Annotated in this window: 31 protein-coding genes and 1 pseudogene; 5 read left to right on the top strand and 27 right to left on the bottom strand. The window is 46.4% G+C overall.

Annotation, left to right across the window (positions count from 1 at the left end):
* The 22 genes and pseudogenes from AC1RRX_RS05310 to AC1RRX_RS05205 all read right to left on the bottom strand — a co-directional run.
* Window positions 1–1077 (bottom strand): annotated as a pseudogene (locus tag AC1RRX_RS05310) (transglycosylase SLT domain-containing protein); the annotation flags it as partial.
* Window positions 1065–1217, bottom strand: coding sequence for a hypothetical protein (locus tag AC1RRX_RS05305; protein ID WP_015239684.1), 153 nt, complete (start codon window positions 1215–1217; stop codon window positions 1065–1067). The pseudogene AC1RRX_RS05310 and the gene AC1RRX_RS05305, both read right to left, overlap by 13 nt.
* 41 nt (window positions 1218–1258) lie before the next feature.
* Entirely contained in the window at window positions 1259–1705 is a 447-nt protein-coding gene (locus tag AC1RRX_RS05300; RefSeq protein WP_003154836.1) for a phage tail assembly chaperone, read from the bottom strand.
* 76 nt (window positions 1706–1781) lie between these two features.
* Window positions 1782–2225 carry a phage tail tube protein gene (locus tag AC1RRX_RS05295; protein WP_003154837.1) on the bottom strand — a complete coding sequence of 148 codons (444 nt, stop codon included), beginning with the start codon at window positions 2223–2225 and terminating at the stop codon, window positions 1782–1784.
* A 1-nt stretch (window position 2226) separates the two neighbouring features.
* Entirely contained in the window at window positions 2227–3624 is a 1398-nt protein-coding gene (locus AC1RRX_RS05290; protein WP_007407268.1) for a phage tail sheath family protein, read from the bottom strand.
* On the bottom strand, window positions 3624–3833 hold the full coding sequence (locus AC1RRX_RS05285; RefSeq protein ID WP_007610809.1) for a YqzN/YkzM domain-containing protein: 210 nt from the start codon (window positions 3831–3833) through the stop codon (window positions 3624–3626). The genes AC1RRX_RS05290 and AC1RRX_RS05285 overlap by 1 nt, the downstream gene beginning before the upstream one ends.
* On the bottom strand, window positions 3830–4276 hold the full coding sequence (locus tag AC1RRX_RS05280; protein WP_144464011.1) for a phage portal protein: 447 nt from the start codon (window positions 4274–4276) through the stop codon (window positions 3830–3832). Before AC1RRX_RS05280 ends, AC1RRX_RS05285 begins: the two co-directional genes overlap by 4 nt.
* Window positions 4273–4776 (bottom strand): HK97 gp10 family phage protein, encoded by a 504-nt coding sequence (locus AC1RRX_RS05275; protein WP_144464012.1) that lies wholly within the window; start codon window positions 4774–4776, stop codon window positions 4273–4275. The genes AC1RRX_RS05280 and AC1RRX_RS05275 overlap by 4 nt, the downstream gene beginning before the upstream one ends.
* Window positions 4773–5129, bottom strand: coding sequence for a DUF3599 family protein (locus tag AC1RRX_RS05270; protein ID WP_007407272.1), 357 nt, complete (start codon window positions 5127–5129; stop codon window positions 4773–4775). Before AC1RRX_RS05270 ends, AC1RRX_RS05275 begins: the two co-directional genes overlap by 4 nt.
* Complete coding sequence (gene yqbG, locus AC1RRX_RS05265; protein ID WP_020955683.1) at window positions 5126–5509, bottom strand: protein YqbG; 384 nt, start codon at window positions 5507–5509, stop codon at window positions 5126–5128. Before yqbG ends, AC1RRX_RS05270 begins: the two co-directional genes overlap by 4 nt.
* A gap of 16 nt (window positions 5510–5525) precedes the next feature.
* Window positions 5526–6461, bottom strand: a complete 936-nt coding sequence (locus tag AC1RRX_RS05260; RefSeq protein WP_007407274.1) for a phage major capsid protein — start codon at window positions 6459–6461, stop codon at window positions 5526–5528.
* Between the two features lie 26 nt (window positions 6462–6487).
* Complete coding sequence (locus AC1RRX_RS05255; RefSeq protein ID WP_144464013.1) at window positions 6488–7333, bottom strand: XkdF-like putative serine protease domain-containing protein; 846 nt, start codon at window positions 7331–7333, stop codon at window positions 6488–6490.
* 19 nt (window positions 7334–7352) lie between these two features.
* On the bottom strand, window positions 7353–8744 hold the full coding sequence (locus tag AC1RRX_RS05250) for a phage portal protein (RefSeq protein ID WP_108725297.1): 1392 nt from the start codon (window positions 8742–8744) through the stop codon (window positions 7353–7355).
* A 48-nt stretch (window positions 8745–8792) separates the two neighbouring features.
* Window positions 8793–10091 carry a PBSX family phage terminase large subunit gene (locus AC1RRX_RS05245; protein WP_144464014.1) on the bottom strand — a complete coding sequence of 433 codons (1299 nt, stop codon included), beginning with the start codon at window positions 10089–10091 and terminating at the stop codon, window positions 8793–8795.
* Window positions 10088–10885, bottom strand: a complete 798-nt coding sequence (locus tag AC1RRX_RS05240) for a terminase small subunit (RefSeq protein WP_007407278.1) — start codon at window positions 10883–10885, stop codon at window positions 10088–10090. The genes AC1RRX_RS05245 and AC1RRX_RS05240 overlap by 4 nt, the downstream gene beginning before the upstream one ends.
* Window positions 10886–10997: 112 nt before the next feature.
* Complete coding sequence (locus tag AC1RRX_RS05235) at window positions 10998–11510, bottom strand: sigma-70 family RNA polymerase sigma factor (RefSeq protein WP_144464015.1); 513 nt, start codon at window positions 11508–11510, stop codon at window positions 10998–11000.
* A gap of 112 nt (window positions 11511–11622) precedes the next feature.
* A complete protein-coding gene (locus AC1RRX_RS05230; RefSeq protein WP_007407280.1) occupies window positions 11623–11826 on the bottom strand; it encodes an XtrA/YqaO family protein in 204 nt (67 codons plus the stop codon).
* Window positions 11816–12157 carry an XkdD/Y8K6 family phage-associated protein gene (locus AC1RRX_RS05225; RefSeq protein WP_007407281.1) on the bottom strand — a complete coding sequence of 114 codons (342 nt, stop codon included), beginning with the start codon at window positions 12155–12157 and terminating at the stop codon, window positions 11816–11818. The genes AC1RRX_RS05230 and AC1RRX_RS05225 overlap by 11 nt, the downstream gene beginning before the upstream one ends.
* A gap of 97 nt (window positions 12158–12254) precedes the next feature.
* Entirely contained in the window at window positions 12255–12422 is a 168-nt protein-coding gene (locus tag AC1RRX_RS05220) for a hypothetical protein (RefSeq protein WP_003154863.1), read from the bottom strand.
* Window positions 12422–13222 (bottom strand): ATP-binding protein, encoded by an 801-nt coding sequence (locus tag AC1RRX_RS05215; protein WP_007407283.1) that lies wholly within the window; start codon window positions 13220–13222, stop codon window positions 12422–12424. The genes AC1RRX_RS05220 and AC1RRX_RS05215 overlap by 1 nt, the downstream gene beginning before the upstream one ends.
* Complete coding sequence (locus AC1RRX_RS05210) at window positions 13122–13949, bottom strand: hypothetical protein (RefSeq protein ID WP_020955681.1); 828 nt, start codon at window positions 13947–13949, stop codon at window positions 13122–13124. Before AC1RRX_RS05210 ends, AC1RRX_RS05215 begins: the two co-directional genes overlap by 101 nt.
* Window positions 13939–14118, bottom strand: coding sequence for a YjzJ family protein (locus AC1RRX_RS05205; protein WP_032866121.1), 180 nt, complete (start codon window positions 14116–14118; stop codon window positions 13939–13941). Before AC1RRX_RS05205 ends, AC1RRX_RS05210 begins: the two co-directional genes overlap by 11 nt.
* Window positions 14119–14308: 190 nt before the next feature.
* Here AC1RRX_RS05205 and xre point away from each other — a divergent pair, with 190 nt between their 5' ends.
* A complete protein-coding gene (xre, locus tag AC1RRX_RS05200) occupies window positions 14309–14647 on the top strand; it encodes an HTH-type transcriptional regulator Xre (protein WP_015239672.1) in 339 nt (112 codons plus the stop codon).
* Window positions 14648–14795: 148 nt separating this feature from the next.
* Window positions 14796–15386 carry an ImmA/IrrE family metallo-endopeptidase gene (locus AC1RRX_RS05195; protein ID WP_007407286.1) on the top strand — a complete coding sequence of 197 codons (591 nt, stop codon included), beginning with the start codon at window positions 14796–14798 and terminating at the stop codon, window positions 15384–15386.
* Here the strand turns inward: AC1RRX_RS05195 and AC1RRX_RS05190 are convergent.
* The gene (locus AC1RRX_RS05190; RefSeq protein WP_186302951.1) at window positions 15383–15538 is read right to left on the bottom strand and encodes a hypothetical protein; all 156 of its coding nucleotides are present in this window, start codon (window positions 15536–15538) and stop codon (window positions 15383–15385) included. The two genes, AC1RRX_RS05195 and AC1RRX_RS05190, sit on opposite strands and share 4 nt — an antisense overlap.
* Window positions 15528–16133, bottom strand: a complete 606-nt coding sequence (locus AC1RRX_RS05185) for a poly-gamma-glutamate hydrolase family protein (RefSeq protein WP_144464016.1) — start codon at window positions 16131–16133, stop codon at window positions 15528–15530. Before AC1RRX_RS05185 ends, AC1RRX_RS05190 begins: the two co-directional genes overlap by 11 nt.
* Before the next feature lie 110 nt (window positions 16134–16243).
* Here AC1RRX_RS05185 and AC1RRX_RS05180 point away from each other — a divergent pair, with 110 nt between their 5' ends.
* Window positions 16244–16621, top strand: coding sequence for a PH domain-containing protein (locus AC1RRX_RS05180; RefSeq protein ID WP_007610770.1), 378 nt, complete (start codon window positions 16244–16246; stop codon window positions 16619–16621).
* Between the two features lie 37 nt (window positions 16622–16658).
* Here the strand turns inward: AC1RRX_RS05180 and AC1RRX_RS05175 are convergent, their stop codons facing one another.
* From AC1RRX_RS05175 to AC1RRX_RS05165, 3 genes are all read right to left on the bottom strand, one after another.
* Window positions 16659–17612: an N-acetylmuramoyl-L-alanine amidase gene (locus tag AC1RRX_RS05175; protein WP_015417280.1), complete on the bottom strand. Its 954-nt coding sequence runs from the start codon at window positions 17610–17612 to the stop codon at window positions 16659–16661.
* A gap of 142 nt (window positions 17613–17754) precedes the next feature.
* Window positions 17755–17889 carry a PhrA family phosphatase inhibitor gene (locus AC1RRX_RS05170; protein ID WP_003154881.1) on the bottom strand — a complete coding sequence of 45 codons (135 nt, stop codon included), beginning with the start codon at window positions 17887–17889 and terminating at the stop codon, window positions 17755–17757.
* Entirely contained in the window at window positions 17879–19015 is a 1137-nt protein-coding gene (locus AC1RRX_RS05165; protein WP_087920760.1) for a Rap family tetratricopeptide repeat protein, read from the bottom strand. Before AC1RRX_RS05165 ends, AC1RRX_RS05170 begins: the two co-directional genes overlap by 11 nt.
* A gap of 205 nt (window positions 19016–19220) precedes the next feature.
* Between AC1RRX_RS05165 and AC1RRX_RS05160 the strand changes: the two genes are divergently transcribed.
* Both AC1RRX_RS05160 and AC1RRX_RS05155 read left to right on the top strand, forming a co-directional pair.
* A complete protein-coding gene (locus tag AC1RRX_RS05160; RefSeq protein ID WP_144464017.1) occupies window positions 19221–19688 on the top strand; it encodes a DinB family protein in 468 nt (155 codons plus the stop codon).
* A gap of 144 nt (window positions 19689–19832) precedes the next feature.
* Window positions 19833–20597, top strand: a complete 765-nt coding sequence (locus AC1RRX_RS05155) for a sulfite exporter TauE/SafE family protein (RefSeq protein ID WP_003154887.1) — start codon at window positions 19833–19835, stop codon at window positions 20595–20597.
* Window positions 20598–20613 lie beyond the last annotated feature (16 nt).

Below are 20613 nucleotides of genomic sequence, written 5' to 3'. Positions count from 1 at the left end.
CAGTTCGGCTAATATCGTCTCCGGGCTGAATTTGCTTGCGATCTCGTCCACTTTTCCCATGAATGACGTTGTGAACTTGTCCAGTTCGGCTAATATCGTTGCCGGGCTGAATTTGCTCGCGATTTCGTCCACTTTTCCCATGAATGATGTTGTGAACTTGTCCAGTTCGGCTAAAATCGTCTCCGGGCTGAATTTGCTCGCGATTTCGTCCACTTTTCCCATGAATGACGTTGTGAACTTGTCCAGCTCTGCTAAAATCGTTGCCGGGCTGAATTTGCTTGCGATTTCGTCCGCTTTCTTCATAAAGCTTGCAGCGAATTTATCCAGTTCCGCTATGATTGTTTCCGGATAAAATTTGGATGCGATGTCATTGACTTTTTTCATGAAGGTGTCTGCAATGGAGTCAAGCATTGAAAAATCGTATTTCGGCGAAGCAGGAGCAGCAGATGCAGAAGCTTTTCCGACGTCCGGCATATTCTTTTGCATTGCAGCCAGCTGTGCTGTCACCTTTTCGTTTAACGATAATTGAATAACATTGTTTTTTCCCGTCAGCGAATCAATGCCCGCTGAAATTCGGCCGACTGTTTTCATGACGTGATCTATGACGCGTATAGTGACAGAGTACCCGTTCTTTAACGCAGATTGCATATAGCGTTTGATACGTTCCATGGCAGGGGTCACTTCGTCTGACGCATACAGTGAAACGGTAAATCCTTTAAAACCGGCAGCCAGATCCCGCAATCTCTCAAATGCCGCTGTCGCGCTGTCTTTTGCTCCTATTTTAATGGTTAAAGACGCAGGCAGACCCGCTAATTGGGCTTGCACCTTTTGAATGACGGCACTGGCTCCGTCTTCAGCTGAAATAGAGATCATTTGTGCGCCCAGCTTTCTTTTCATAGAGCGCTGGATGCGGTCAATTGTTCTTAAAACAGATTTACTCTCTTTGCTGATATCAATTTCACTTTGGCGTTTTGTCATTTTCCTGTATTTCTCAAGCGCTCTGAAGCCATTTTGGATTTTCCTTATTTTCTTTGAAACCCGATCTTCCAATTCAAAACGGGCGGTCAGCTTTGCCATGATGTCGCTCCCCCTTTCTTCGCTTGTTTTTCAAGAATGTCCAGCTTGTAACCGATTAAACCGTACAACAGCGCCTTAAAATGTCTCGGTGCTTCATATAACTCTTTCAGTTCTGATGGAGAATAATGAAGCTCATGCATCGCGTAATAGAGATACACGGCTTCCTTATTCCCATCTTTTATCAGTTTTTTGCTTCTTGCTCCAGATCTTCTAATTCATCTTCAAAACCGTTGATCTCAATCGCTTTATTCAGCCAATTTGCATACTCACCGCCGACTGAAAGCACGCGTTTTGCCACCTCGACCGGATCTGCCGTTTTGTAAGCGTCGCGGAGCTCCTTAGACCGGAAATCAGGGTAAATCGTAGATTCAACCGCGATCCGCGCATAGAAGCGCTGGCTGTCTAAGTCTTTTACTCGGCCTCTGCCCTTCACATTTTTATATGTCGTGCTTTCCTTCTCCAGTTCATCAATGCGCTCAGTCGTAATGGCTTTAAAAATAAAAGGCACGATGTTTCCTTTTTTATCGACAAAACGCTTTGAAAGCGGAACCCGAATCTCCTCAGCCTCGACTGTTTTACCCGGCATAAAGAATGATAGATCATATACTTGTTCGTTTTTTTCGCTCATGATGAAAACTCCCTTACTCTTTTTTTTATAAAAAACAGGCCTGTAAAAAGGCCTGTTTCACTCATACCGATCTTAATTAAAACGTTTCAGAAAGCTTTTCCGGCACATCGAAATCTTCAAAGGTAAACGGCACTTCTTCTTCGAGTGCTTCTGAGTCTACGTCCAGTCCGGCGATTTTTGCAGAATCAAAGTTGACGTCATACAGAGTGACGCGTTCTGTTCCGCGGCCCGATGATTTGTCGTCAAGAACGGCTTGCAGCGTAAAATACGGGTCGCTGCCTTTTTTGACGTAATCCATCATAAGGACGGCGAATTTGGATGTGACCTTATAGAATGTTGCCGTGCCCGTTCCGTTGGCGCCTGTTGTTTTATGTCCCGTCATGCGGCGGCCCATGATGTTTACTTCTGATTTGTTTTTTTCCACGTTTGCTTCAAACGTTTTAATATGCGCCATCTCTTCTCCGTCGAGAAATAAACGGCCTTCTTTTCCTGAAATCGTGTTTTGCGCTTTTAATGCCATCTTAGTTTACCTCCACGTTAAAGTAGAATTTTTCTGCCGCATCCACAGGCTGTACGGCGAGATCGATTAAAAAGCCGTCGCGGTCTTCATTCAGCCCGATTGTAATGTCTGTATCTGAGTCAAAATTTGCGATGCCGCCCGCATCCTGAAGCGTAGTCAAATATTGAATGATCATCGTTTTGACGAATTGAAGGCCGTCATTTGTCGCAGGAAGATCGCTGCCCGTGCCTTTTTTCGATTTAATTAAGGCTTTCAGTTCTCTTGTCAAATCGTTATTCACCGCATCAAGCACACGGACGATTTTGTTTTTCGCGAACTTTTTGTTTTTCTCTGCCGTAAATGTCACCAATGAGTTGATATCTTTTTCAACGCTGACTGACTTATCACGGGCATCATAAGAGAAAAGGAATTCACCTTTGGAAAGACGTTCGATCACTTCATCATGAGTCAGGCGGTGCAGCACATCGACGGCGCCTTCGTATTCAACGAATGTTAAGGATTGATTAAATGCGGCGCTGGCACTTGCGCCTGCCACCCAGGCGGTCGCATCTTCAGCTTTAATCTCGGTTCCGTCTTCCAGCAGCACACCTTCAGTAACATTGATAATGCCTTCATAATCCCCGCTGTAATGGGCGGTCACCCCTTGCACTTTCTGTCCCTGCGCATCGCGAAGGCGTTTAATGAATGCGGCAAATGTCGCTTTCAGCTGATCGTTTTCCGCGACAGGAAGAGCGATGACATCGAAATTCTCCGTTTCAGCAGCAGCTAAAAAATCCGTATAGTCTGAGTTGACCGGTGCTTTATCAGTTCCGCCCGCAAGACGGATGCCTGCCTGCGGGTTTAACGTTTCCCCGGATTCTTCCTCAGTGCCTGTCAGCGGGATGGAAGCCGACAGTTCGCCTGTTCCCGTGAATGTGACATAGCCGTTTGCTTTTAATTCTTCGGCTTTTTTCACCGTTTGTTTGTCAACTTCCGCTTCATCCATGTAAGTGGTCACGTCGAAAGCGGTCTGATCAAGGACGTTTTCACTGATGCGGATGATGATGTCATTTCCTTTTGAACCGCCGTACAAAGCGGTTGCTTTAACACCTTGCGAAAGATCTGCGCTCGCTCTGATTCCCTCTGTCAGACGGTACATCAAAACGGTTTTTGCTTTCTTTTTCGCCTCACGAAGCAGAATCAGTGACGGATCTTCAATACTGAGCCCCACTTTTTTATTCAAATCTTCAATGCTTGAAATGGAAACGAATGTTTTCGCTTCCCCCCAGCCGGATGCGACGGGAAGGGCGACAATCCCGCGTTCACCGATCGATACCCGCTCCTGGGCGGTTGTTTTAAAGTTAAAATAGATCCCGGCACGTTCTTTTTCTTTTCCTTGTGTAAATGTTCCGCCGTTCATTATTGCATGACCTCCTTGGTTAAAAATGCTTCAATGTAAGACTTGGCTTGCGCTTTTGTCATTTGTTTTTGCTTCACGCCGAATAAAGCCCCCTGGAGAATCTCAGGTTTTACGCCGAAAAGCTCCTTCGCGTGCTTTGTTAAATCCGCCGTGTCATAAAGAACCGCTCGTTCCGCCGCTGCGGCGTTTTTCTTTTTATGTTGTTTCACTTTTCTTTCACCCCGCTGTTAATGTCCACATCCCGCAGTGCGGGAGATGTTTGTTTCTGATAGTAGTAGCGGCTCGTCCAGCGGATTGTGATCACTGCCTCGCCTTTGTCTCCGACTCTTGTTTCGATACGGCTGATGCGGACGAAATCACCGGTATCCTCCCCTGATTCCGTAAGCAGCGGAATCAGCTGTCTTGATTCTCTCACCACATCAGCGATCCGGTCAGCTGTATAGAGCGCCTGCACCGAGTCGGCATGGAACAGCTTCACATTCAGACTGTACGTTTTCTTATAAGTGGAGACTGTATCATTTTCGTCAAAAACAAATGGGGGCGGAATGTATAGTGACGGCACCTGAAATTGTTCAGGCAGTTCATTTTCATATACGGGCACGCCGCACTGCTGATACAAAAAAGCGGCGATTGAACCGGTTTCGCGATTCATCCGATATCTCCCCCCAACGTGTTAAGCCACTGATTGAAACGCTTGTCCAGCGATTCGGCGAAGAGTGTTTCATACAAAAGAAGGGCTTTGTCCCAAAACCCATTCCCGCTGATCCACTGTTTTTTGAGCGCCATTCCCATTGAAGCTGACGGATCATAGATGAACCGGGAGCCTTGAAAATACCCGGGCACCCATCTGACATTTTCATCTGAGACGGTCCAATGTCCGTCATTTATGAATGAGGCATACTCTACATTGGTGCCGATTTCAAGGGTCAGTCCCCCGTTTTCAATGATCCATACATGATCCTGCGCTCCTTTTCGGAAAGAAGACAGCAGGTTTTCTGTATCAATTCCTCCCGAATGAATAAGCTCCTCCCGTACCATGTCGAGAAAATCCTCTCCTGACTGTTCCAGCCATTCGCCTGCCTGACGGGCAAATTCTCCGGATGATGCCTTTTGCAGCGACCGATTCCATTGTTCAAGGTTTTTTATGTTCATAGTCTGTCATCTCTCACAGCGATAACCTCCCAATGGTGCTGTCTTGCTTTCTTCGGCATTTCCAGAATATACGCCTGTCCTTCCCAAATGATTTTGTCATTGACACGCACAGCGGCCTCTTTCGGAAAATGAACGAGAAACCGCTGATATACCTTATGATCAGGCGCAAGCTGAATAAGCTGCTGCTGTTTTTCAACAAACAGACACGGCACGTCTTCAGCGTCGGGCACTTCCGGATAAGAAAAGACAGGCTGGAGCTTTTCGGCGGGAATCCCGAAGCGTCCGGCCTTCGGAACGGACACCGTCTCATGATAAATATCGCATCTGTCAGTGAGCAGCCGTTCGTAGCTCATAAAGGTCTCACCTTTGCGTTTGCAGAAACCGGGGAATAACCCGGCGCGATATATTCACAGAGCAGATGGTGCACCGCCGGTTTTCTGATTCCGCCTTCACCTGCCACCGTATACGAGTAGCCGCCTATCTTTTCAGATTGATAGGCGGAAGCGGCTGCTTCATTCTGGTTGATCAGCGCAAAATATTGAGAAAGCTTTAATAACGCAAGCTTAATCTTTTCGGGAAGCGGTGAGTAAATAGGGTCAGTGAACGAATGCCCCGCCATTCTGGCCGCTTCCGCCTCCGCCTCCAGAATGTCCTGTATTAGAAGCGGCTCCGGCCTGTTTTTGACTTGATCATAAACTGAATATGAAACAACGTCAGACGGCTGAATTAACATAACTGCCACCCCCGTCTTATTCTTTAACGTTTACGATTTTGGCGCTTGCATCTTCTTCTTCAAATTTGCTGTCAAGTTTAGCCGTCAGTACGATAATAAATTTGCGGCTGCGGATATCTTTATCTACTTCGATTCGGATATTCCGTGAAAAACCGAGAATGATATTTTTCGGGTGAGTCAAAATGATGTCAGACGCATCGTACTGGGAGTCACCTTCTCCGACCGAGTACGGCTGCAGATTGGACACTCCTTTGACCGGAACGCCGAATGCTGAAGACAAACCGCCCTGCACCGCAAGATCCCCCAGATTGGTCTGACGGTCAGCCACACGGTCTTTCCATTCAATCTCCATGCCTTGAGATGTGTAAAATCTGAATTCCTGAGGCAGGCGCAAATATTTTGCCGGAATGGCTTTTAAGCCTTTTTTAAATGTGGCCCTGGACAGCTCTTCCCCGTTTCCGTCAATGACGTGAGATACAGTCTGCTTACGGATTCCGTCAAGCTGTGCCAAGTACGGATCAGAAGAAGATGTATCGCCGTTTACGACAAGCTCCTCAATATCGACTGCCGCCCGCTCCGCCAAAATCTGCATGATCGTCTGCTGCAGGCCGTCTTTTTCAATATTATTTTCAAGCGTGTCATAGGTGATGTTAATTTCCGCAATGACTTCTTTCGTATTCAGCTGCACCGTACTTGTTGCCGGGACGGTCAGCTGATCGTCAGTTAAGGCTTTTCCTTCCTCAGCGGCACGCAGAATACGCTGGCCGAAACCGATTTTTTCAAATTTCTGCGAGTCATTTTCCATTTGAATCACACGCGATTCGCTGAAAATGGTCGGCGTGTTCTGCACCATGCGGATAAATGCTGAAGCTTGTGCGGGGTTCATTAAACCGCCGCTTTTTAAAGCGGAAAGTGACATTTCCGCCTTTCTGATGATATCTTGATTTCTCACTCTACAGTTCCTCCTTCTGACTGGGCTTAAAGCAGTCCGCTCCAAATGGATTTTTTAACAGGCTCTTGGCCGCCCGTCTCTTCTTCCGGCTGCTTTGATGCGCCTCTTACTTTTTCAAGCGCTTCAATGCGTTTAATAATCGGGGCGAGCATGTCCTCAACAAGCGTTTTCAGCTTTTCTTCATCAGACGGCGCAGCCGCCCCGTCTTTGTTTTCCGTGTTTTGGTCCAAGCTGTCAAGCCGCTTTAAAAGCGGGTGCAGCGCGTGTTCAATCGATTCTCTTACGTCTTCTTTTCTCATCTTGTTCAAGTCCTCTCCCTTGCGGTTTCTTGATTTGCGGTCACGGTCGAGAAATTGCTTGACCGCGCCGAATAAGCCGGCTTGCTTTTCTGCCGGCTCTTCGTAAACGTCAGCGGTTCCCGCCATGCTGTAGCCCGTAATGATACCGGCTTTAATCTGATCCCATACTTCATCGGAAGCTTTGGTGACAAGCACCCAAGATCCTTTCCGGATCACAGCATTCCCGATTTCAAAGTCATCCGGAGCGACGTACGACTCTACCACCTCGCCGGTCCCGCCTTCAAAATTATGATTTGTATCGATGTTGCGGGCGTCCGCCAAAAAACCGTGGGCGGCCTTTTCAATCTCTTCAGCCGTCATATAATCACCATGGGCATCCGGGACATCCGGCTCGTAAACGATGCCGTAAACAAGCTTCTGCTCATCCGATTCGTTTTTTGTAAACACCTGCACCTTTTTTTCAAATGACGGAAGGCCTCCGGCTGATTTTGTAAAAAAGAATTCCGTTTGGTTCGCCGCCTTATCGACATAGCTCACAAAACTGATGACGGCATTTCTCAATTCTCTCGGCACGAGATGTTTTCACCCCCTTTCAGGATTGCTCCTTTTTCCCTTTCAGCACCGGCCGGCTGTAGTACTCTTCAGGCCATTCCTCAAGCGTCTTGCCGAGCACTCTTCCGGCCAGATCACGGAGGTCATTAGGAGAGACCGCGCCGGCGGAAATAAATGGCGTAAGCACCTTCGCAATTTCAAGCGGATCGCGAAAATCAGGCCCTTTTAATGTGAGCTGTACATCGTGGAGACCCAGTTCAGGCAAAAATAACGTGTTGAGCTTATTAATCAGCGTTTTCCGCTCCGGCTGAAACACCTGCTCCTCCGTTATTTTCCGTGCCGTATCGGCGGTGGCTTTGTTGTATTCCTGCGCCTCGCCCGTATAAAGCGGCGGGAGACGGAAAGCGGAACGGAGTTTATTTCTGCTTTTGTCGTCATATTCAAGAAACAGCGCATCATCCTGCAGAATTTCCGCAAGTGATTTAATTTCCACAGACACGGGCGTAATGTCTTCGCCTCCGTGAAGGTCTTTTTCCTTCGCAATGCCTTCCGCCTCAATCAGCAGAAACTTGTGGGCGTTTTCCACCCCTTCCAGGTCATTCATATAATCCTGGAGCTCTTTGTACGATGCTTCTGACAGCATGCCGTTTTCAACCGTAATGGCGGCCGGCACGTGACGGCCCTGCTTGAAATACATAAAATTCAGTTCTTCCGCTTTCCGGGCGCCGTACAGATTGACGATATTGCCGACCCAGCGCGGAATTCCGTAAGTGCCGCTGCCGATTTTTAAGTGAATGGCTTCATTTGCCCGGTATTCTTCAGACAGGGTCTTTACGTATTCGCCGGTTCTCATGTCCATCATGCGGGGGTCGCCGTATTCCTTAAAAAACACTTTCCTACCGTTCAGCATCTGAACATATTTACGAAACCGTTTTTGCCTTTTAATCGTTTTGGATGCGCCGTTTTCTTCATAAGAAAATATAACTTCAACGGGATCAGTCACACCGCACACGCGCATATGTTTCACATCCAGATATTCAATCCCCGCTGGTTTTCCCGCCCCGTCCCGAAGCACTTCGAGAAAACCGTTGCCCGTTTTTTCACGGTCTTCTATCGCATATCCGAGGATCGTCTCGGCCGATTCATCAAAATGAAGACATTTGTAAAAGCTCTCCAGCTTCATCCAGTTTTTTTCGGCCCGGGCCTTTTTTGACGGGGAGCAATCCGGGCTATTTACATCAAAGGTATATTCCACATCAAACCCAAAACCCGTAATATTGACCCGATACGCGTCAATGCACTGCTGAAGAATCGTCGAGTATTCGGCGATTGTTTTCAGTTCAATGAGATTATAGGGCGGTGAAATGATGTCTTCGCCGTACAGATCGGCAAATTGATCTTCGTTCATCTGCCTTGCCTGCGGCGCGGCCATTTTTGATTTAAAGACGGTGGCTCTAACGTTTTGATAGTTCGGCAACACCTACCTCCTCCTTTCCCGATTCGGACGTCTCCGTTTTTGTGATGCATCTTTCAGATCCGCCGCGTCATAGTCATCCAGCGCATACCAAATGGCTGAAAGTGTGTGGGGATCAATTGAAAACTCATCTTCCGACAGAACGCCGTTTTTGTTTTTTGCGTACGTTAAGTTCTGCAATTCGCGGATCGTATGTTGACAGCTGTCTGAGCAATAGATGTGTTTGAACCGTTTCAGTTTTTTTGTATACTGAAGTCTTGAGCCCGGAAACTTTTTGGCCGCAACCATGCAAAAGCCCTGCCTGCGAAAATATTGGATGCTTTTCGGCTCAGCCGAATCCGCTTTGATCAGCTCTTTTTGATCCGCCAATTCCTGAAGCTCCTCAGCTGTCTGATCATCGGTCATTTTGTTTTTGTAATACTCCCAGAAAATATAAAGCTCTTTTTGATCCGGATCGACGGCAAGCCGGATGACCGCATTGTATGACTCTTCAAAACCGAAATCCATGCCGGTCCGAAACAGGGGGCGCCTGATGGAAGCAATCCGCTCCGTTACTTCGTTGTGCTCCATGACCTGAAACTGCGGAAACACGCGGATGCCATTGACGCCGAACTGTCCTTTGCGGGCGATCCGGTACAAATCAGGATCGTAATGCCGTAAGCTGTCCAGCTGCTTAATATAGCTTTTCGGCAAAAACAGATTATCGCACGCTGTGGAATGGTGGTAATACGTATCTCCCTTAACGACGGTGCCTTTTTCATACAGCGTCTGATCATCCAATACAAGCCGTTTTTTTTGGTCATCACGAAAAAAATGCCGATACGTCCAATTGGAGGTGCCCACTGGATTTGTGGTGCATATCATATGAAGCGAAAGCTCAGGATGGCGCAGACGCCCGATCAGCTCCTTAAAGCCTTCATACTTCACTTCAGAGCATTCTTCAATCCATATCAGTGAAATATGATGAATGGATTTCAATTTGGCCGGGTTGTCCATCCCTTTAAACATAATCCGGCTTCCGTTTGAAAATCTCAGCTGCATCGGTGAAGACACGGCCTTTACGGCATGTCCCAGCTCAAGCTCCCCGATAATGTCTTCAAACAAGGCGAAAGTAGAATCTCTGTGCGTATCGAAAACCTCCCGCACGACAAGCGCCGTCCGCTTTTCACGAAGCAGCTTGAGGATGATTTTCAGCGCGGTATGATAGCTTTTTGACGAGCCGTAGCCTCCGACGAGAAGTTGGTACGTTTCATTCCAATTGAACAAATAATCTTCAAAGCGCGGGTTGACCGCTTTTTCAATCATGACCGTTCCTCTTTCCGCGTAATGACAATGTCAATCGGCTTTTGGCTGTCTTCTGTTTTTTCCATCTTCTGCTGTGCCAGCTTTAATTTTTCATTTTCGATTTTTTGTTTAAATTGATCGGGGAAAAGGTCAAAGTACAAGGAAAGCTTTTCAAGAGCCTTCATCTTGTCGGCAAGCTTTATTGCAATGCCCTCTTTTCCGAGTTTTGCTTCTGTGACGATGGTTCCGTCCAGAAGGTGCGAATCTTTAACGTCAACGTAGCTGATTTCCTGCATAATCGGCTTATCATTTTCGTCAAAGAGCGGCCCTGATTTTCCGAAGGCCTGAACCTCTTTTTTTCCGAAGGTTACATAATCGGTAATGTCGGCGAAAGCGATTTTCACATAGACTTGAAGAACGTCCATCGCTTCGACAAACACTTTATTGACCATTTCCTTTTTCATGCGGCTGATTTCTTTGGCGACTTTTTCGTTTTTTAACAGCCTGCTTCCCGTCACATGCGCGCTTTCCGGTGAATAGCCGGCTTTTATCGCAGATTGAGTGGCGTTAAAGCTTTTCACATAATAAAGACAAAACAGCCGCTGGCGTTCGTTTAACTCATCACCTTCGCCCGGGTTGTTTTTTCCGCCGCTTTCCGCGTTCTTATGAAGCGCCTCGTCCCAGCGCCCTTCTTTTTTCCATCTGCCGATCGTTCTTGCGGATACGCCTGATTTGCCGGCAAGGGCGCGATTTGTGATGCGGCCTTTATGAGACTGATAGATTGTAAATGCCTGTTTTCTTTTTGCGTTTTTCATGCTACGGCATCACCGCCACCTCCGACATGATTGTCTATAATAAAAAGCGGCTTCTAATCGGGCCGCTTTTTGTGATCGTCTGTTCACTTCTAGGTGGCAAACGTATGACAACTTATGAAGCAGGCGATTGATTTCTTTGTTCCTGCTGTTTTTGAATTTTCAGAAGCGCCCGTTTGACCGTCGTCTGTACGGTTGATTTCTTTACATTCAGCAAGGCGGCGATCCGTTCATATGAAAAGCATTCCGCTTTGTGGAGCAGCAGCATTTCTTTTTCTCTATCCGTTAAAACGGCTAATGCGTCCTGCAGTCTGATTCTGTCTTCTTCAGTCACATTTGCGGAAGGTTCAAACATCAGCGCCTGCGAATAGGTTTCTATGATTCTCGGATCTTTAATCAGCATTCTCTGATAAGCGTCTCTGCGGTCTATCGCTCTTCTTATGCCGGGCTGCCGGCCTTTTTCAAGCCATTCGATGACATACTCCACATCTGTAATGATCGTTCTGATGATTTTTTTATCTTTCAGTTCTTCTGAAGTAAGCACCGTTTCATCGGCTTCCTCCAGCTGCTTGTACCACTTTTTCGTCTCTTTCAGCGTGCGTTTATATTCAAATAGTAAGTCTTCCATGCAGATCCTCCTCTTTTTCGGAACAAAAAAGGACACCAACCAATGCGCAGCATGTACGCGATTGATCAGTGTCCGCAGGCTTTCCGTCTTGGACGTATTCTGTTTTTTTCGATTAATTCAATTTAAAGCCGATTTCATATTCGACCCGGGCCAGATCCCCTTTTCGCGTTTCGACAAGCGTTTTGCCGTGCTCCGGCGCTTCGGCGAGCCATGCTTCCTTCTTCAGTCCGTCTACAATAATCACCCGAACCTTGCCTTCTTCCAGCTGGCTTTGTAATGTTGTATGTTCAATGTCAGTCAGTTTTTTAGGATTCATGTTTTACGTCCTCCGTTTTTTTCAGGATGTTTACTTCATGTATGAGGCTTCCGAGCTCATTTATGAACGCTTCTTTTTCTTCAGAACTTTCTCCCCGGAGCAGGCGGAGAGCCGTTTCGGCCGCCTCAAAAAGTTCCGGAGCCTTTGCCATCAATGCCGCGTTGATCTGCTGAGAGTATGAACTTAAGTTGAAAACGGCCGCGATGAGCCTTCCGTTTGAATAAGGGAACTTCTCTTTATCCGCTTCGCTGTAAGCGGAATAAATGTAAATGGGTTTTTCTTTTCCGCTGTGTACGGCCCGCCATGGAGCGGGGCTGTGTTTTTCTTGCAATGGTTATCCTCACTTTCCATCAGCCTCATGCCATGCTTCAATTTGCTTTTCTATCCGTTTCGCCCTGAACAGCAGGCAAAAAAGCCATTTAATATATTTATACACGTGCATCAAGCCTCGCTTTTGCGTCTTGAACCATTCGCTCAAGACGTTTAATGACCGGCGTTAAATCAGTGCCTGTTTTGCAGTTCGGGCAAGGGTGAAAGACAGCGCCGAAACCCGTTTCCGTCACAATGACCTTCTTCGGCCCGCACAGCTTACACATTATCTCGCCCCCTCTAATCTGTGGTTTACGTCAAATGAATTGCCATTAATGATGACTAAATAATCGCTGCACATCTCATAAATTCTTGTGCCCAAGGCTTCATCAACCTGCACCAGTCTGTCACAGGCCAGCTCGCTCGAGATAAGAACCGGCTTATGATTTAAATAGCGGTAATTCACGACGGCGTACATTTGTTCAATCTGCCAATCGGTCGCCCGGGGTTTTCCGTTCAGCGGTTTGAACAGATCGTCAATAAAAAGCACATCCGCCTGTTTCATACGGCCAAGCTTTGCATCAAGCAGATCAAAATCATTTTTTAAATCCGTAAAGCCCTCCACAAAAGGAAAATACAGCACGGGTGTCTGCATCTGTCTCATGACATAATTGCTGAGAGCGGTCAAAAGATGGGTTTTTCCCGACCCCGGACGCCCTAAAAGGGCAATGCTGTTTTTCCGGCAGTTTTTAATCTTGTCGAAGTTTTCAACATATTCAAGGGCGCACTCATATGCGTCGACGACTGCCTGAGGCTTGCCCCGCGTGATAAATCCTTTGAAGTCCAGCTTCCGAAAGGCGCCTGTAATCTCACTTGCGCTGAGGATGCGCTCTGCTTTTCGTTCGGCGGCGCAGCGGCACTTAACCCACACATCCATTCCCAGCTGGTTTTTGAGATAACCGCCCTGATCTTTACAGAGCGGACAGTCAAAGCGGCTTTCGTCTGATTCTTCCGGTCTGTCCGCCAGTAATGGACGTTTTCCGTTTTTCAGGTCGGCCAGTATCTGCTCGATCGTTCGTTTTGTCATGTATCGTATTCCTCTCTTTTTTTGTTGTGATTGTCCTTCCCGCAATTCGTGCATTCAAGCGGTCTTCCATATACTTGGCGCAATAGCTGAAAGCCTTGATCGTTTCAGCTGAAGAGGTGCGCCGCTGTTCAAAAGCGGTAAAGCATTCGCCGAGCCATTTGATTGCTTCTTGTGCTGACGCACCGAGGGAAACAATACGGGCGATGGCCTGATAATCCCGGGGCGACGGGTATACGCTCCGCCCCTCCTGTGCAGACCTTAATCTGATAAAATGGGCGGCAATGTCGTTAATCGCTTCTTCAGCAGTATGATTTTTTGTTATATCTATTTCTCTCCGGACATTTTTGTCCCGGTGATCCGCCGATATTGTCCGGTCAGTTGCTTCCGGGCGGGTCAATGTCTTTTTCGGCGTGAATCTTTTCGAGTGCTTTACGGAGACGATGAGTCCGTAAGGGGCGCGGACGGTTTTGATATATTCATGCTGTTCCAAAACCTCAAGCCACCGTCTGACGGTTTTTTCGCTGACGGCAAATACATCGGCCATCTCTCTTGCTTTTACGGGCTTATGACCAAGGACGATCCCCCACTTTACACCGTCTTTTACGTGTTCCTTTGTCGTTGAGCTGATGAACCATAAAAACAGCCAAATGGCGGACCCTATTTTGTCATAATGTTCTGAATTCAATAATCCGGAATAGATGAAAAACGGGTAGCTTTTACGACTCATAAGGAACGTCTCCGTTTGTCTTCAGACCTATATAGCGTTCATACTGCAATCGGTTATCAAATCGGAATACCGGTAGTCCGCAAGCGGTAAAAGATATCGAACCGCCTGCTTTTCCTAAACATCTCTGGTCAGCCGGATTGCTGCTGAAACGGATGATTATCGGCTTCATCTCTCACCCTCCTGATCAATTTCTTATCGTATTTTGATACATTTCGTATCCCTATGATGTTGATTATATACGATACCTTTCGTATCATCAAGACCTTTTTGATACTTTTTTTATCATCTCTTTATTTTGATACATTTTGTATCTATAATCATAAGTAACTTAGGGTGTTGAAAAAAGAGAGGTCATTCGGATGATAGGCGGAAGATTAAAGAATCTCAGAGGAAAGAAAACACAGGAAGAAGTCGCAAATCATATCGGTGTCTCGCGCGCCAGATATTCTCATTATGAAAACGGCCGATCTGAACCCGATTACGACACGCTGCAAAAGCTTGCGGATTATTTCAAAGTGTCGACTGATTATTTGTTAACCGGAAAAGAACCTTCAGATGAAGACATGTTTGCCGATCCCGACCTGCAGATCGCATATCGGGACATGCAGGACTTTTCTCCGGAAAGCAAGCAGCAGGCCATTGAATTCATTAATTATTTAAAAGAAAAAGAGAAAAACCGCAGGCCGAAACATAAATAATCCGCTCTTTTCCTTTAAACTGCTTAACGTTCAGCCGATATAAAAGCTGAATGTTTATTTTTAAAAGAAAAGGGAATTGATTCAAAGTCCGATCAGGGCTTTTCTTTCTCGCTTAAAAAAGAACATATGTTCGAAAGGGTGTATTCAATTGGGCGATTTTTTAACACATCTTGAGGAATACGTCAAAAACTTATATTGCCGCATGGGAATGACCGCCCCTCTCCATATTGATATGCAGATGATTGCCAAGGAGCTTGACATTTGGATTCATTTTGAAGATACGCACAGTATGATGCTGAAGCGGGACGGCATGTACAGCATCGTCCTGAATCAAAGAAAGTCACCCGAAGAGCAATGGCAGGATTTTGCGCACGAACTGTGCCATGTGCTGAAGCATACCGGCAACCATTTTCATATGAACAAGCTGTTCAGAGAACTGCAGGAATTTCAGGCCAACCATTTTATGTACCACTTCTGTGTGCCGACCTTTATGCTGTTAAACATGGAGCTTCCCCAGCGAAGGAGCCACGCCGTTATTTTAATCGCAGCCGCTTTCCGGGTGACGGCATCATTTGCGGAAAAAAGGCTGGAGCTGTTTGAACGGCGTAAAGCAGGTATTCAATTTCAGAAGCGGCTCGCTTGTCTGTTATCCGACAAGCGGCCGAATGTGTATTATGAAAGCGGACAGACACACTTACATGCCGCTGAAGAAAAAACGCCGTATTTTATTGAAAATTAGCGATACTCCGCTGGCAGAATGTCATCATTTTCACATCGGAGGAAAGGTTTTTGCATCATGACGCTGTTCTCACCGTGCTGCCCGCCAAGCACTTCTTGCGCCGCATAGCAGCTCCAGTAAATGTAAGAACGGGCCCCCTGTTCATTTATCATAAAAACCGGCCTTCACGGCTTCTACATACCGAAAAAACAGATCGGTTGGCGTATATTTTTCTCCCCGGCAGCCAAAATTGCTGAACAGCGCGTGTCTCTGCGCCGTGCTCACTTCCAATTGCAGCCCCATTTTCCTTTTTGTCCGATTGACAATGTTGCCGGGATTTACACCTGCCAGCCGATCATTCTTCTCTGTCAGCTCGGCATCAAATCCCGCTTCACACAGCAGATCACAAATCAGTCTTGCTTTTTCCAGATCCGCGCCCCCGACGAGTGTATTTGCCTTTTTCAGATCATGATACCCATGAAAAGCCAATCCGTAATGATGGGCGGTCACTTTTTCTAAAGCCAGGGGTTCGTCAAAGCGTGTGCTTGTCAAATGGAGAGAACGGTTATCGCACCGCTTCGTTCCTTCAAATAAATAAATTGAGCTTTGGTCAGAAAATGCCCGCACCAGCTCACTGACACCCGGCTCAATCCTGCCGCCGTGGGGAGCGAGGACGATACATTTACTTCCCTCTTTTTCTTCATAAATAATTCTGTATTCCGATTCAGCAGCAGAAAGGGCTGCGAAATTATCATATCTATCTTTCATGTGTAACATGCTCTCCTTTTCCAGTCAGCACCAGTTTACTCTACTCATCTGGGAATTGGAAACCTTTTTATAGTATGATTTGATAGAATACGTATCAGGGGGGATATATCATGGGGTTCATCAATGGATTGCTGGGCAATGCGTCGACAATATCGACGGCTGAAGCAAAAGCAGAACTGGCTCGTATTCTGCTGGAAGGTGAGAATGTCAACGCCGCATTTAAGCTTGTCCGAGATATCATTGTCTTTACGGATAAGCGTCTTATTCTTGTTGATAAACAGGGACTCACAGGGAAGAAAACGGAGATTCAATCCATTCCGTACAAGAGCATTTCCAGATTCAGCGTAGAAACCGCCGGCCGCTTTGACCTTGATTCAGAGCTGAAAATTTGGATTTCAGGCGCGGAACTTCCCGCTGTCTCAAAGCAGTTTAAAAAAGATGAAAGCATTTATGATATTCAAAAGGCCCTTGCCGCAGTTTGTATGTAAGAAGAAACGGAAGCCCGGAGAGCTTCCGTTTTATTGATTACAGTTTTTCTTCAATTTTCGCCTTCGTTTTCGGGCCGTAAATTCCGTCTGCCGTTAACCCGCTGACGGATTGAAAACGTTTTACGGCATTTGCCGTTTTCGGACCGTAAACGCCGTCCGCCCCATGATTTTTTGCTCCTTTATCAGGATAAAAATAAAGAGCGGATAAAGCGTTTTGCACTTGTTTTACGTTTGTCCCTTTCGTCAGCGGTTTCGTCACTTTGATCACACCTGATGGAAGCGGATAGGAAGACACAGCCTGACTTTTTGAAGAAGAACCCGTCTGAGCGAGCTTGATCACTTGTCCGACTGTAATGTGATTCGGATCTGTGATATGGTTGATGCTTTGCAGCGATTTTACGCTGACACCGTGCGATGCTGCGATTTCCGATAAGGTGTCGCCTTTTTTCACATGGTATTCAGACGCGGAAGAAGCAATAGAGGCTTTTTTCGCCGGCATACTCCCGCTTAATTTCTTTTCAATCTTCGCCTTCACTTCATCCCAGCGGCCTTCAGACAAAATGCGGTGCGGGCAGTACTTTCCGTTCCAGTCCTGATGCTTTCTGATTCTGTCAATCCCCCAGCCCCGTTCTTTCAAAAGCTGCGCCGCGAACGCAATCGCCAGTTCTTCTGCGGCTCTGTACCGTTCGCCGCCTGACTTGCTGTAACAGATTTCTATAGCAATCGACTTTCGGTTTCCGGTACCATTCGTGCCGTCTCCCGAATGCCAGGCATTCCGGTCCAACGGAATTCCCTGGATCACTTCTTTGTCATCAACCGCAAAATGATAGCTCGTTGATTCGCTGTTTCCCGTCATATAGCTGATTTCATTAGCGGCGGATGCGTCGTTTGCCGTGTTATGAATGGTAATATACTCCGGCGTCATCGGATTCGGACATTTTAACGCATATTTATCAGCCGATACGAGCCGTTTTTTCACTTCAATCCCCACTCTTCATCTCTCCTTATGCCTTTTTCATCAATAGGTGGCATTCGTAGGACAGATAACTTGAGCATATAGACCCTGCATTCGGATAAAAATGGAATGGATACGCATGCAAAAAATAAGACCCTTCCACAGAAGGGTCTTTATGTTATGTTTGGTTGCGCGCGGCAATATGGAATGTGCCGTCCGCTTGGTTTTCCAAATGGCTTTCATGGCCGATTACCTGTGTAAAGCTGAACCCGACAGCAACAAGCAGCAATCCTGACAACAGTTTAGATTTCATATAGACAATCTCCTCTCTGGATTTGTTTTTGGGCGTGCACCATTTTTTCATAAAACGTGAGCGCTTTTTCAGGCTGTCCGTGTTTCATGTAAAATTTGGCAGCGTCATGCGCCAATTCTTCCACATACGGATACAGCATGTGTTCTTCCAGAAAATCAAACGTGTGCCTGACGGATGCGTTATCCATTTCCTTGCCGTATAACGCATGTAAAAATTGGAACAGATTCACAAACAATTCATCATTGTATTCGCGGGCGATACTGAGCCCGAGACGGTACTGCTTCTCTGCTTCGGCTGTAGTGTTCTGTTTATAAAGAACCTGTGTTAATGAGTAAATAGAATGCGGAAGATTATCGAACTTTTCTGACCTGCAAATGGAAACGGATGTCTCAAAATATTCGGCTGCTTTAGAGAGGTCTCCCATTTTTTCGTAACAGTTTCCGAGATTATATAAGGCTGAACTGATAAGACGGGGATTGCCTTCTTGTTTTGCAAGATCTAAAGCAAGTTCTAAGTGGGGCAATGCTCTTTCTGGATACTGCATGTCATCATAATTCCCTGCAATAACGAATTCACATTGGATTCTGCGGACGTTGTACGTCTCATACGATTGGTACGTTTCAAGGGCTTGAACGGCATAACTCATGGAGACGTAGGTTTGTTTCAGGTTGTAAAAAATCTCGGCCATTTTAAAAGCAAACTCAGCTTTCTCGATGTCATCAGAAACGAGTGCAAGGTTTTTTTCAGCCCGTTTGTAATACATCATGGCGTTTAGGAACATTTTCTGTTTAAATTCGTACATTCCTCGAAAAAAATTAAAGTAGTAATCAAGCAGTCCTGTCAGTTTATACTGGTTGCCTTCAATGTCTTCCAATAATTCTGAAAACTCAGGCTGAGAAGGGTCCTCTTTTAAGGGCTTGATGTAATCCAGCATGACACGGTGTCTGAATTCCATTAATGAATAATACAGCAGCAGATCCTGATCTTCTTCCATATCCTCGATCTCTCTCTCTACTTCACGTTTGACGCGCTCCGCCTCAAGGACGTGAAACTGCCGGATATGGGTATACCATTCATTAATTTTGAGCCCGACAAAAGAGGACGGAATAGTCTGCTTCATCCTCAATAAATCCCCCCTTTTGGAATGACCGAGATATGTCATATTTTATCATATTTGCTAGAAAAAGAAGAACGCAAAAAGACCGCAATTGTCGAATTTCGGATATCCGCAACGATTTATCTCCGTCACAAGCTTATTGCTTGTTTCTTCCGTGCCGTTGATATAGCATATCCTTGCAGCTTTTTATTCTGTATTAAATGGGGGTTTTCACATGACAGCACAAAATCAATTGGTCAGCCACTTTCTGTCACATCGAAACGTGACGATTGAGCTGGCGGAAAAAATCAGCCGCGAACATTACGATTACAAGCCGGCAGAGACATCAATGTCCGCTCAGGAACTTGTAAAACACATGGTTTATTCTTTTCTTATGTTTGCAAACGTCATTAACGACGGAAACGGATCAGCCATCCAGAACAAACCGAAAGAAGAAGCAGAAACAGACCTCGTCAAACTGGCTGAAACGTGTACTGAAAAAACGACAAACATCCTGTCACAGCTGACAGAAGATCAGCTGAACCGCGAAATTGACCTGACCGCCTCTTTCGGCAGAAAAGTGACCGGCGCGGCTCTCCTTCAGCTTGCCATGGAGCATGAAATTCATCATAAAGGCAATCTTTTCGTGTATGTCAGAGAAATGGGCCACACGGAACTTCCGTTTTATCAGCAAAAATCATAATCCGGCCATCCGCCGGTCTGCGACATAACAGCAGGCTGGCGGATTTTTTGTTCTGTATAAAATTTTCCGAAAATTTAATTGATTACCGCCTCTTAATCATATATAATCTGATAAAAATAGTAGGATTATTCAGGAGGCACACAGATGACTGTAAGCATTGTGTTTATGGGTTTCTTTGTCGGAACGCTTGTCGGATTGACGGGTGTGGGAGGAGCAGCGCTTTTGACTCCTTTACTAATCGTTTTGGGGATCAACCCCTCAATCGCCGTCGGCACTGACCTTTTATATAACTCCATCACCAAACTGTTCGGTGTCGTTTCTCATTGGAAGCAGCGCACCGTTCAATTTAAACTTGTCGGCTACTTGGCGCTCGGAAGCATTCCCAGCGCAACAGCCGCCATCGGTGTTCTTCACTTGTTTCCCGCTTTTCACCAGCATCAGGAGCAGATTATCAAACAGGCGCTCGGCTACGTGCTGACCCTTGTAGCCATTTCCATTATCGCCCGCCTTTTTTTCGATAAAAAACTGCGGCCGAACCGCTGGCAGCAAAAAACGCTTGAAGAAAAGCGGACACTCATGATATTGATCGGCGTCATTTTCGGTTTCATCGTCGGCCTGACATCTATTGGATCCGGCTCATTATTTGCGATCGCCATGCTATACCTGTTCAGAATGAAAACGGCAGAAGTGGTGGGAACGGATATCGCACATGCCTTTCTGCTCGTAACTGTTGCCGGTCTGTTAAACGCAAGCTTCGGAAGCGTCGATTACCTGCTTGTATTGAATCTGTTGATCGGCTCTGTGCCGGGTGTGCTTCTCGGCAGCTTCTTTTCGCCGAAATTCTCACCGCGCCCGCTGCAGTTTGTGATGGCGGCGATTATTTTAATCAGCGGAATAAAATTAATATAAAAAAGGCGGTCTGTTG

This window comes from Bacillus sp. GW821-FHT11D08 (genome assembly GCF_058808515.1).
The sequence above is the reverse complement of the archived record's forward strand: the minus strand, read 5'-3'. Positions and strand labels throughout refer to the sequence as shown.

Bases quoted from the DNA above. Each gene is read 5' to 3' on its own strand.
- AC1RRX_RS05235 (WP_144464015.1), bottom strand. From the start codon at position 11,510: ATGGAAGACTTACTATTTGAATATAAACGCACGCTGAAAGAGACGAAA.
- AC1RRX_RS05220 (WP_003154863.1), bottom strand. From the start codon at position 12,422: ATGTGTAAGCTGTGCGGGCCGAAGAAGGTCATTGTGACGGAAACGGGT.
- AC1RRX_RS05245 (WP_144464014.1), bottom strand. From the start codon at position 10,091: ATGATTGAAAAAGCGGTCAACCCGCGCTTTGAAGATTATTTGTTCAAT.
- AC1RRX_RS05230 (WP_007407280.1), bottom strand. From the start codon at position 11,826: ATGAATCCTAAAAAACTGACTGACATTGAACATACAACATTACAAAGC.
- AC1RRX_RS05250 (WP_108725297.1), bottom strand. From the start codon at position 8,744: ATGGCCGCGCCGCAGGCAAGGCAGATGAACGAAGATCAATTTGCCGAT.
- AC1RRX_RS05155 (WP_003154887.1), top strand. From the start codon at position 19,833: ATGACTGTAAGCATTGTGTTTATGGGTTTCTTTGTCGGAACGCTTGTC.
- AC1RRX_RS05295 (WP_003154837.1), bottom strand. From the start codon at position 2,225: ATGGCATTAAAAGCGCAAAACACGATTTCAGGAAAAGAAGGCCGTTTA.
- AC1RRX_RS05290 (WP_007407268.1), bottom strand. From the start codon at position 3,624: ATGAACGGCGGAACATTTACACAAGGAAAAGAAAAAGAACGTGCCGGG.
- AC1RRX_RS05205 (WP_032866121.1), bottom strand. From the start codon at position 14,118: ATGAAGCCGATAATCATCCGTTTCAGCAGCAATCCGGCTGACCAGAGA.
- AC1RRX_RS05210 (WP_020955681.1), bottom strand. From the start codon at position 13,949: ATGAGTCGTAAAAGCTACCCGTTTTTCATCTATTCCGGATTATTGAAT.
- AC1RRX_RS05300 (WP_003154836.1), bottom strand. From the start codon at position 1,705: ATGAGCGAAAAAAACGAACAAGTATATGATCTATCATTCTTTATGCCG.
- yqbG (WP_020955683.1), bottom strand. From the start codon at position 5,509: ATGTTAATTCAGCCGTCTGACGTTGTTTCATATTCAGTTTATGATCAA.
- AC1RRX_RS05240 (WP_007407278.1), bottom strand. From the start codon at position 10,885: ATGAAAAACGCAAAAAGAAAACAGGCATTTACAATCTATCAGTCTCAT.
- AC1RRX_RS05185 (WP_144464016.1), bottom strand. From the start codon at position 16,133: ATGAAAGATAGATATGATAATTTCGCAGCCCTTTCTGCTGCTGAATCG.
- AC1RRX_RS05275 (WP_144464012.1), bottom strand. From the start codon at position 4,776: ATGAACATAAAAAACCTTGAACAATGGAATCGGTCGCTGCAAAAGGCA.
- AC1RRX_RS05160 (WP_144464017.1), top strand. From the start codon at position 19,221: ATGACAGCACAAAATCAATTGGTCAGCCACTTTCTGTCACATCGAAAC.
- AC1RRX_RS05190 (WP_186302951.1), bottom strand. From the start codon at position 15,538: ATGATAAATGAACAGGGGGCCCGTTCTTACATTTACTGGAGCTGCTAT.
- AC1RRX_RS05305 (WP_015239684.1), bottom strand. From the start codon at position 1,217: ATGCATGAGCTTCATTATTCTCCATCAGAACTGAAAGAGTTATATGAA.
- AC1RRX_RS05270 (WP_007407272.1), bottom strand. From the start codon at position 5,129: ATGAGCTACGAACGGCTGCTCACTGACAGATGCGATATTTATCATGAG.
- AC1RRX_RS05180 (WP_007610770.1), top strand. From the start codon at position 16,244: ATGGGGTTCATCAATGGATTGCTGGGCAATGCGTCGACAATATCGACG.
- xre (WP_015239672.1), top strand. From the start codon at position 14,309: ATGATAGGCGGAAGATTAAAGAATCTCAGAGGAAAGAAAACACAGGAA.
- AC1RRX_RS05215 (WP_007407283.1), bottom strand. From the start codon at position 13,222: ATGACAAAACGAACGATCGAGCAGATACTGGCCGACCTGAAAAACGGA.
- AC1RRX_RS05280 (WP_144464011.1), bottom strand. From the start codon at position 4,276: ATGAATCGCGAAACCGGTTCAATCGCCGCTTTTTTGTATCAGCAGTGC.
- AC1RRX_RS05170 (WP_003154881.1), bottom strand. From the start codon at position 17,889: ATGAAATCTAAACTGTTGTCAGGATTGCTGCTTGTTGCTGTCGGGTTC.